Genomic DNA, 1,859 nt, shown 5'->3' on the forward strand with positions numbered 1-1,859 from the left:
AAGAGGGTAGGGCGGCCAGGAGGTCGGACGGGACATACCGTTATGAATACGACCTGAAGGACCATCTTGGCAACGTGCGCCTGACGTTTCAGAGGAACGCGAGCCAATTCAAAGCGGAGCGGTTACAGTCGGACGATTATTACGCTTTCGGTATGCGCAGATCGGTACCTAATAATGTGCTGAACAATAAGTACCTTTACAATGGCAAAGAGTTGCAGGAAGAGACCGGCGACTATGATTACGGTGCACGTTTCTACGATCCTGTAATTGGTAGGTGGACAAGCATAGACCCTATGGCTGATCAAATGCGTAGGTTCTCTCCATACAACCATGCGCTCGATAATCCCATTAGGTTTATTGACCCGGACGGAATGGCGCCTAAAGATGTTACAATTCTTGTAGCAAAGGATGGCGCTGGTGGACAAGGTCATATGGCAGGAGTAATACAAGATGGTAAAGGCAACTATTATTACGTAACAATGGGTGCTGCTGAAGATGCCGGGTTGAGTAAAATGTCTTCGACAGGTGTTCAAGGTGGCTATAATGTCACTGCTCTTACTGGGGCGAAGTCAATGGATGAAGCTGTTAATTTGGCCAAGCAAGATAAAGGCAACAGCGCCTATACTGATCAAGTTACATTCAAAACAGATTCTAAGACAGATCAGAAGATCTTTGATAATGTTACTGAGAAAGCCAACAAGGTAAACTCTGGTGAAGAAAAATATAACGTAGTAACGAATAATTGTACTGATGCTATTGAAAGGCCGATAGAGAAAGCCACTGGCGTATCATTACCGGATGATCCAAGACCGAATGTTAATTTTAAAGAAGTTAAAGATAATAAAGGTACTATTCAAACAGGTTTAGATTTGCGTTCTGGAAAGAGTACGGTTAAAACAATACCTTCAGGCCTGGATGGCTACCCTTCAAGACAAATAGTTGTTCCAGCATCAACATCGGATAACAAAGACAAAAAACAGACACCATGAAAACATTCATTTTAATCAGCATATTGTTTGTTTCTTGTCAGTCACGTAAGGGCCTTCGACAAGAGGTACAACAAAGAATCAATACACATAAAGAGTTTATAAAAAGCTTTTCTTTTGACGGAGTTATAAGTAAAGGCATTTATTGTGAAAACTGTCAGTTTAATAAGTATCAACTGGTTATCAATCTAAACAGCCTCACTCCTAAGACTATCAGAATCGATAATAAATCATTTCAACCTTACTACTTTTTCGACGGAAAAAGTCAGTTGACAATTAGTGTTGTCAAAGATATTTACGATGCAGTTCACCAGGGAGACGTTATAGAAAAACGATCAAATACTAACTATGTGATTATAAAAGGAAATACTTATAAGATTATCAGCGATCAAAAATATAAATGGCTTCCTGATTGATACGAACAAGCGCCAAGTCCTTGTCGGCTTCGCCCTGGAATAGATAGCCAGCAGTAAAGCCAAAGAAGAAAGCAAACTGAGATTAAACGACAAAGTCCCTGAAAAGGGGCTTTTCTTATGAATGGGCGTATGTCTTTTGGGTTTTGGTCTCCCTTAAAATGGTATCGATCAATCGCCAACCAGGTGTTCCTGAATAGCGGCAGTACGTCGCCAGCCACGCAGCCGGTGCAGACGTTTACCTACCAGTATGACCAGCTTAACAGGTTAAAGAGCGGGGTTTCAACCGGCGCTGTATCGCCGGTGCTGAATATGTCAGAAACAGCTATAAGTTATGATAAGATGGGCAACATTAAAAATCTGACCAGGGACGGAACGGCCTATACTTACGATTATTCCTACTCGACGCCGGATGGGAACCAGTTGAAAATGATAACCGGGATGATGGCAGGCAGCTATC

The 1,859-nt window shown here is 42.1% G+C and carries 3 protein-coding genes; all 3 read left to right on the forward strand.

Features of this window, described 5'->3' with window-relative positions:
- A partial coding sequence (locus ACFQZI_RS19855; protein ID WP_377145617.1) for an RHS repeat domain-containing protein occupies positions 1-989 on the forward strand: 989 nt, incomplete at its 5' end.
- The gene (locus ACFQZI_RS19860) at positions 986-1,402 is read left to right on the forward strand and encodes a hypothetical protein (protein ID WP_377145619.1); all 417 of its coding nucleotides are present in this window, start codon (positions 986-988) and stop codon (positions 1,400-1,402) included. The genes ACFQZI_RS19855 and ACFQZI_RS19860, both read left to right, overlap by 4 nt.
- A 129-nt stretch (positions 1,403-1,531) precedes the next feature.
- Positions 1,532-1,859 (forward strand): hypothetical protein (locus ACFQZI_RS19865; protein WP_377145621.1); only part of this gene is annotated, 328 nt, incomplete at its 3' end.

This window comes from Mucilaginibacter lutimaris (genome assembly GCF_042676625.1).
In the GTDB taxonomy this organism is placed as follows: Bacteria; Bacteroidota; Bacteroidia; order Sphingobacteriales; family Sphingobacteriaceae; genus Mucilaginibacter; species Mucilaginibacter lutimaris.